This window comes from Flavobacteriales bacterium (genome assembly GCA_013214975.1).
In the GTDB taxonomy this organism is placed as follows: Bacteria; Bacteroidota; Bacteroidia; order DT-38; family DT-38; genus DT-38.
Map to the genome: position 1 here is coordinate 1 of JABSPR010000233.1, position 6,191 is coordinate 6,191.

6 protein-coding genes are annotated in these 6,191 nt (G+C 34.5%); 2 read left to right on the forward strand and 4 right to left on the reverse strand.

The window, feature by feature from the left end:
- The 3 genes from HRT72_07705 to HRT72_07715 all read right to left on the reverse strand — a co-directional run.
- Nucleotides 1-346: DUF3050 domain-containing protein (locus HRT72_07705; GenBank protein NQY67591.1), on the reverse strand; the 346-nt coding region annotated here is incomplete at its 3' end.
- A gap of 199 nt (nt 347-545) precedes the next feature.
- Nucleotides 546-1,421 (reverse strand): hypothetical protein, encoded by an 876-nt coding sequence (locus tag HRT72_07710; protein ID NQY67592.1) that lies wholly within the window; start codon nt 1,419-1,421, stop codon nt 546-548.
- A 142-nt stretch (nt 1,422-1,563) separates the two neighbouring features.
- Nucleotides 1,564-2,298 carry a TerB family tellurite resistance protein gene (locus tag HRT72_07715; protein NQY67593.1) on the reverse strand — a complete coding sequence of 245 codons (735 nt, stop codon included), beginning with the start codon at nt 2,296-2,298 and terminating at the stop codon, nt 1,564-1,566.
- A gap of 234 nt (nt 2,299-2,532) precedes the next feature.
- Between HRT72_07715 and HRT72_07720 the strand changes: the two genes are divergently transcribed.
- On the forward strand, nt 2,533-3,735 hold the full coding sequence (locus HRT72_07720) for a hypothetical protein (protein ID NQY67594.1): 1,203 nt from the start codon (nt 2,533-2,535) through the stop codon (nt 3,733-3,735).
- An 11-nt stretch (nt 3,736-3,746) separates the two neighbouring features.
- On the opposite strand, the gene htpG is transcribed toward HRT72_07720, so the two are convergent.
- Nucleotides 3,747-5,633, reverse strand: a complete 1,887-nt coding sequence (htpG, locus tag HRT72_07725) for a molecular chaperone HtpG (GenBank protein ID NQY67595.1) — start codon at nt 5,631-5,633, stop codon at nt 3,747-3,749.
- A gap of 138 nt (nt 5,634-5,771) precedes the next feature.
- On the opposite strand from htpG, the gene HRT72_07730 reads away from it, so the two are divergent.
- Entirely contained in the window at nt 5,772-6,191 is a 420-nt protein-coding gene (locus HRT72_07730) for a hotdog fold thioesterase (protein ID NQY67596.1), read from the forward strand.

The window sequence follows — 6,191 nt, forward strand, 5'->3', positions numbered from 1 at the left end:
AAATACCACTAGTATTCGCTCCAATTTGATGCATTGCATCTAAGTACATTTCAAAATGACTTTTTGGTTCTCCTAACTCGTTAATATCACTTTCTTCTCCGTGTACTATTTCATTTATAAACCTCGAAAGAGTTGCATTTTCAGAAGGTGTCCAGGGAATTTCAATATTTGTCAATTTTATTTGAAGAGACTTTAAAAGTGACATGAAGTCCCAAACAGCAAACACGTGATTTTCCATAAGAACCTTGATGTCATTTACTGTCTTTAAGTTTTTGTATAGTTTATGATTCTGTAATTGATTTCTTAACTCGGAAATCTCATTTTCTATATGTTGTATTCTTTCCATTTTATTGTATTTGCTTGCATATAACAGGAAAGTAAAAAGCACTATCCACGAATAGCATATCTACCATATCCCTTATTAACTACAGTTTATTTCTTCAGAGGAGGGTGGAGACAAAACGCTATTACCTAACAGATAAAAACATAAAAAAAGCCTCTTAGGAAAACTCAAGAGGCTTTTAAATTTTATTACTAAAAAGTAATTAGTCTACTTTTCCTGCTTTCTTATCATCTGATTTTGTCCAAACTTGAGATGACGTAGAAGTAGAAGCATACGTAGTAATGGTTGTGTTAATACCATCTTTCATATCATTCTCATCATGCTCATACATATCTTCGACCTCATCACTCTCATCATCATTCTCCGTTCTAGAATTAGAATCAGATAATGTAAGGATGTCTTTCTCTAACGTCACAACAGTACCTTGCATAGTACCAGCTGAGATATATCCGTTATCATCGATATTGCCTCTCCACTCCCATGTACCTGTAGTAACAGTTACATCTGGCTTGTCTTCGCTATAATCATTGTCTGTATCCCAATCAGATCCTGCTTGCAAATTATTACCATCATAATTTGACCCAGTTGCTTCTCCTTTACTTTCATAAGAAACTCTTGTAATTGTAGATGTTTCCTGGTAAGTACCATCATCAAACACAATAATAACATATGCCCTTTTCTGCTCAGTTCTACTAGCATTAGTATATTCATCCTCCTCACACTCATCATCCTCACCTGTAGGACATGATTCCCAATCTTCCGGATCCCAGTCATTATCATACGATTTTACTCTTTGCAAATCATACTCCCTAATCCATTCCGATTGACTTTCACTGATATAAATACCATCTGCTATGTTTGAAAAATCTGATGATGACGCCACGTATGTTACTTCATCATCATTTACATTATTGTTAGTTATTGTATTTGTATTAGATGCAGATGTAGTAGTTTGCGTAGTCATTGTCCACTCACCAATAATTCTTTTATTTCTTGTGCTATCGCTTTTCTCACAAGAAGTCAAGAAGGTAGCTCCAGCTAATAGAACTATGCCTATTTTAATTAAATTCCTTTTCATGCTTATTAAGTTTATTATTAAATAGAACCTACACCTGTAGATTTAGCTAGGCAAACTTACAATTTATTTAGTGCATTGAAAATATTTGACTTATATAATACCACTTAAAGTAAGAACCGCAATTTCATACATCTTTATGCAATCATTTAAGCCCTCTTTGCTTTTTAATATTTTCATGGGCATCCGTTATTTTCTGAAACTTCTCTTTAGCAGCCTTCTGATGATCATCTCCTAAATGACTTACCTTATCGGGGTGAAATTTAACGGCCATTTTACGGTATGCCTTTTTTAATTCATCATCTGTACAATTAGGATCTAATTCAAGCACCTTAAAATCTCCATCAACGCTTTTCACAAACATTGCTTTGATAGACTCGAAATCCATTGGCCTTATCCCCATGAATCGAGCAATAGTTACTATTACGTCTATTTCACTATTATCTACATTTCCATCGGCCCTAGCTATACCAAACAAGTAATGCATCATTTGTAGTCTAGCTGAATAATCCATATTGGCCTTTATCTGTAAACAAACATCTTGTAAAGGGATGTCTTGTTTAAGAAGTTCTTTGAGCATAGCCATCTGCTCATTTGTTTGAGCAGCACCGAATTGATTACGATAAAAGTCTTTTACAAACGACAGTTCACTTTTTAAGACTTTCCCATCTGCTTTCATTACCGCTGCAGATAAAACCAATAAACTAGCGCCAAAATCACCTGGAGTTGTTCGCCCGCTACTTCTGGTTCCAGTTTCCGTATCTTCACCAGAAAGTGCATTGTCTATCATAGAACCCATGAAATAGCCAAACAGACCACCTATAGGACCACCAAATGCCCATCCCAAACCTCCTCCTAAATACTTTACGAATTTCGCCATTAGACTTTACTTCAATTTTATTTTGGCAAATATAGCAACGATATACGAGTTAATCATACAGATCTGTTATTCTCAAATATTCGAAATCAACAACACATAAAAGAACAAATCAGAACTTACCAGTAAAGTCTCTTCCATGATATACGTGATCATTTAACTATAAACATAGCCCACAAATTGATTACCTTTAGAATCCTATTACCAAATCTGACGTACTATCCATTGCTCTTTCGGATGAATAATCTGTACTCAATTTTATTTCTATTTACATTCCCTATGTTTTGCTATTCGCAAGAAAGAATTGATAGTCTAAGTTGGTTAGATGAAGACTATTCAACTTTCGAAACTGTAGATATTGAGGATAATGAAAACATTGAAACCATTTCTGACTTTGCTCTTTACGTGCGGCATGAGAACTATATCGGAGAAATAGTCTCACATCAGAGCCTATTCTACAACGGACAAGTTTACAACGAGAAAATCGAGAAGAAGAAAGCGCGTATCCTAAACAACCGAATTAAATCCATTTCAAAATCAGAATATAAATGGACTGATGGTTTCGAAGACGACGAATGGTATAAATTCAGCACGGAAAATTACGCAGAAAATGGTAATTTAATTCGTACAGACTTCAAAGAAAGAAACAAAAGAGGCCATATTACAAAATCTGCTGAAGAGTACGTCTACAAGTTTAATTCAAATAACCTGGGTAACATTGTCAAGAAAATCGTTCACCGAAACGATACCTTCTATGAAGAAAAAATCATCGCTATTGATAGTTTGTGCAGGATTTATAAAATTACCCAGCCGTACAATGATCGGTACACGGATACTTATTATTTCGACTTTGAAAAGAGTTTAAAAAGATCGGTAACGCTTGGAGGGAAACACGACTTTTATTACGAATATGAGTATGATAAACTTGGATATTTATCCAAATTTAAGATTAAGAATAAAGAACATCATGTAATGTCTATCGAAAAATATAAAAACGATGAAGCAGGAAGAGTTTTAAGTAAAAAGGTGGTTGACTTCAACTTCAAACCAATGCTAAGCGCGACATACAAGTATAACGGAAAAGGACAGTTGCTTTCAGAAAAGAGATCCTGGCTTTCAGGTGGATCTAAATTAAAAGGTGAATTAACCTACGAATACGATCATTTAGGAAACGTAATTCGCAAAAAGGATGGAGTTACAAACCAACAAATGAAGTTTAGTAAAGATAAGATGACAAAGTATTACATAGTAGAAGTAAAAGAGGAACATCAAAAAGAAGTTCCTCCTACTATTACTACTTACGAATACGATGAATCAGACATCGTTTACCGAATTGTCGTTGATCAATTAGGAGCTAAAAGAAAGCTACTTTTTGAATACGAGTTTTATCCTCCTCTTCAAGAACCCGAAGATGAAGACGGCGGGTTCATTGAAGATTAGAATTTTATTTATTACTTGATTAAATCAAGGCTTCTTTTAATGAAGCTATCTAATTCCTCACCTTTCAATAAGTTCTGAGATAGCATAGCCAAATCACTTGTTTGCTTAATCAATTCTTTCTGCTTCGCTTTATCCTTCTCCTTAAGCATCTTACCTACTATTTCATGGTTCGAATTAATAACAAGGTTATACATCTCTGGCATATTACCCATCATCATCATTCCACCGCCACCCATGCGTTGTTGCTCTTTCATTCTTCGCATAAACTCAGGCTCTGTAATAATAAACGGTTGCTCTTTTTCGCTCATACTTTCGAAAGAAACAGTGAATTTCTCCTTAGGTACAACTTCCTCGATAATTGGTTGCAACGCCTTTTCATCTTTCTCTGTTAATTTAGAAGGTACTTCTTCGTCTTTCTTAATCAACTTTTCTACTGTATCAGAATCAACTCTTACAAAAGTAACATCCGGAACACTTTGCTCCAATCTAGAAAGCAAATGACTAGTTAAAGGAGAATCCATTATCAATACATCGTACCCTTTATTCTTAGCTGATTGAATGTAAGAATATTGCTCTTGTTCATTAGACGTATATAAGCAAACAATTTTTTTGTCCTTATCGGTTTGGTTGTCCTTGATTTTTGCCAAGTACTCTTCCATTGTATGGTAAACCCCTTCTGTGTTCTTGTACAATCCGAATTTAGATGCTTTTTCATTAAACTTCTCTTCAGATAACATACCGTACTCGATGAATACTTTAATATCGTCCCATTTAGATTCAAAATCCTTTCTATCCTTCTTGAAAAGGCTTTCAAGTTTGTCAGCAACTTTCTTAGAAATGTGATTAGAAATCTTTTTCACGCTTGCATCCGACTGTAAATAAGATCTAGATACATTTAATGGAATGTCTGGAGAATCTATCACACCATGTAATAAAGTCAAAAATTCAGGAACAATACCTTCAACAGAATCCGTTACAAAAACCTGATTACTATACAATTGAATTTTGTCCTTTTGAACTTCCATGCTGTTGTTTAGCTTCGGGAAGTAAAGAATACCAGTCAAATTAAAAGGAAAATCTACATTCAAGTGAATATGAAACAAAGGCTCCTCGAAGTTCATTGGATACAACTCTCTATAAAAAGACTTGTAATCCTCATCCTTTAATTTAGTAGGTGTTTGTGTCCAAGCTGGCTTAGGGTTATTAACAATATTATCGGTAATTACCTTTTCCTCTTTAGCATCGTCACCTTCTCCTGTTTTAAGAGTTTCTTCGTTTGTCCCGAATTTAATCTCAACAGGAAGAAATCTACAGTACTTGTTAAGTAATTCTTTGATTCTACTTTCTTCTAAATATTCAGCACCTTCTTCTTCCGAAACGTGCAGAATAATATCTGTTCCTCTATCTTTTCTGTCATGCTCAATCATTTCGTAGTTAGGACTACCATCGCAAGTCCAATGAGCTGCTTTTGCAGATTTCACATGAGACTTAGTAATAATCTCAACTGTATCTGCTACCATAAATGAAGAGTAAAAACCTAAACCGAAATGTCCAATTATATTGGCACCATCTCCTTTATCTTTGAATTTCTTTACAAATTCTTCCGCACCAGAAAACGCGATTTGGTTAATGTATTTTTCAACCTCATCGGAAGACATACCCAAACCGTTATCTTTTATAGTGATCGTTTTGGCATCTTTATCCAAAACCACTTCTACTCTTAATTCTCCTATATCCCCTTTTACTTTACCCAAAGAAGAAAGCGTCTTTAGCTTTTGAGTTGCATCTATAGCATTTGATACTAATTCTCTTAGAAAGATTTCCTGGTCGGAGTATAAGAATTTTTTAATGATCGGAAATATGTTTTCCGTCTGTACATTGATATTGCCTTTAGCCATTTTAATTATTTTTAATTTTTGTTTCTCTAGTCAAACTATATGCCATGACATTAATGCTGACAATATGACACAACAAGGTTCATCGAATCTTATAAAATTGCATTATTGTCTACATTTGTCGCAATAAATATAGTGTCAATGATCATATTTAAAGATAAAAACATAGAGGCATATAAAAGCTACGAGAAATCTGGCATTATAAATAATTTAGGAATTGAGCTTATAAGCGCCGAAAACGATTCTCTTACCGGCAAAATGCCTGTTGATGATAGAACAAAACAACCTTTTGGGATTCTACATGGAGGAGCTTCTATTGTTCTAGCAGAGACACTTGGCAGTATTGCTTCTGGCTTATTAATCGATTTAAATAATTACCACGCCGTTGGGCTGGAAGTTAACGGAAACCATATAAGGCCTGTGGATTCTGGCTATGTTTATGGTAAAGCAAAAGCTATTCATATTGGAAAGAAAACGCATATTTGGGAAATTCGAATAACCAACGATGAAGGCAAACTTGTATGCATATCGAGACTCACAACAGCCATAATAAAAAAATAA

Excerpts from the sequence above, each read along its gene's own strand:
- HRT72_07730 (NQY67596.1), top strand. The coding sequence starts at position 5,772 with ATGATCATATTTAAAGATAAAAACATAGAGGCATATAAAAGCTACGAG.
- htpG (NQY67595.1), bottom strand. The coding sequence starts at position 5,633 with ATGGCTAAAGGCAATATCAATGTACAGACGGAAAACATATTTCCGATC.
- HRT72_07715 (NQY67593.1), bottom strand. The coding sequence starts at position 2,298 with ATGGCGAAATTCGTAAAGTATTTAGGAGGAGGTTTGGGATGGGCATTT.
- HRT72_07720 (NQY67594.1), top strand. The coding sequence starts at position 2,533 with ATGAATAATCTGTACTCAATTTTATTTCTATTTACATTCCCTATGTTT.
- HRT72_07710 (NQY67592.1), bottom strand. The coding sequence starts at position 1,421 with ATGAAAAGGAATTTAATTAAAATAGGCATAGTTCTATTAGCTGGAGCT.